This is a genomic window from Chromobacterium aquaticum (assembly GCF_021129195.1).
Lineage (GTDB): Bacteria > Pseudomonadota > Gammaproteobacteria > Burkholderiales > Chromobacteriaceae > Chromobacterium > Chromobacterium aquaticum.
This window is the reverse complement of record NZ_JAJOHW010000268.1, coordinates 1-1,510: the sequence shown is the minus strand read 5'-3', so window position 1 is coordinate 1,510 and position 1,510 is coordinate 1. Positions and strand designations below refer to the sequence as shown.

Annotated in this window: 1 protein-coding gene; it reads left to right on the top strand. The window is 72.0% G+C overall.

All coding sequences use genetic code 11. The annotated features are described in order from the left end of the window. Positions 1 to 1,510 (top strand): acyl-CoA reductase (locus LQT98_RS23695; protein WP_331282594.1); only part of this gene is annotated, 1,510 nt, incomplete at both ends.

Genomic DNA, 1,510 nt, shown 5'->3' with positions numbered 1-1,510 from the left:
GTGCTGGCCCGCGCCGACGCGGTGTCCGCCTGGGGCGGCGACGCCGCGCTGGAAGCGATCCGCCGCCAAGTGCCGGCCGGCTGCCGCTGGATACCCTGGGGCCACCGCATCAGCTTCGCCTACCTGGACCCGGCCGCGGCGACGGAGGCCGATTACGACGCGCTGGCCGACGACGTCTGCCGTTTCGACCAGCAAGCCTGCTCCAGCCCGCAATGCCTGCTGGTGGACAGCGAGGACGAAGCCGTCTTGCGCGGCGCGGCCCAGGCCATGGCCGCCGCGCTGGCGCGGCGCGCGCCGGCCTGGCCGGCCTTGCAGCCGGACGTGCAGGAAGTCGCGGAAATCTCCAGCCAGCTGGCCATGATGCGGCTGGACCAGTCTTTCGCCGGCGTGGTCGGCGCGGTGGAGCAGGGCGAGGGCTGGCGCGTGGCCTGGGCGCAGCGCCAGGAACTGGCGGCCTCGCCGCTGTTCCGCACCCTGCAACTGCGGCCGGCGCCGCGCGCGCGGCTGGTGGAACTGCTGCTGCCCTGGCGCACCCATTTGCAAAGCTGCGGCCTGATCGCCGCGCCGGAGCAAGTGCCGGCGCTCAGCCGCCTGCTGCTGGACGCCGGCGTCGGCCGGCTGTGCCCGGTGGGGACGATGCACGACGGCTACGCCGGCGAGCCGCACGACGGCGTTTACGCGCTGAGCCGGCTGACGCGGCGGGTGTCGGTCAGCCTGCGCGATGGTCAACTGCCCGGCCACGCGACGCTGGACGCCTTGCCGCCGCTGCCGGCCGGCCTGGACGCGCTGCCGGTGATGGACAAAATGGCCTTCCAGCAAGCCGAAATGGGGCCGGCCGCCCAGCTGTTCTTCCGCAGCGGCGGCAGCTGCGGCGAACCCAAGCTGGCCGGCTTCAGCTACCGCGATTACCACCGCCAGATGCTGGCGGCGGCGGACGGCCTGCTCGCCGCCGGCCTGGACCCGGCGCATGACCGGGTGATGAATTTGCTCTACGGCGGCAACCTCTACGGCGGCATGCTCAGTTTCTACACCATCCTGGACAAGCTGGGCGTGCCGCAATACCCGATGGGCGGCCCGGTGGACGACGACTTCAGCCAGATCGCCCACTTCATCGTGTCCCAAGGCGTCAACACCCTGGTGGGGATGCCGGGCACCTTGCAGCGCCTGTTCGAATGCGAGGAAGCCGCGCTGCGCGCCTACGGCGGCGTGCGCAAGCTGTTCTGCGGCGGCGAACACATCAGTGACGGCCAACGCCAGTTCCTGGCCGGCTTTGGCGTGGAGCTGATCCGCTCCGCGATGTACGGATCGGTGGATGCCGGCCCGCTGGGCCACGCCTGCGGCCACGGCCGCGACGGCGAATTCCATCTATTGGCCGATATCCAGTGGCTGGAAATCCTGGAGCAGGACAGCGACCGCCCGGCCGCGCCCGGCGCCGTCGGCCGGCTGGCCTTCACCTCGCTGGCGCGGGAAGGCCAGCGCGTGCGGCGCTACGACCTGGGCGATCTGGGCC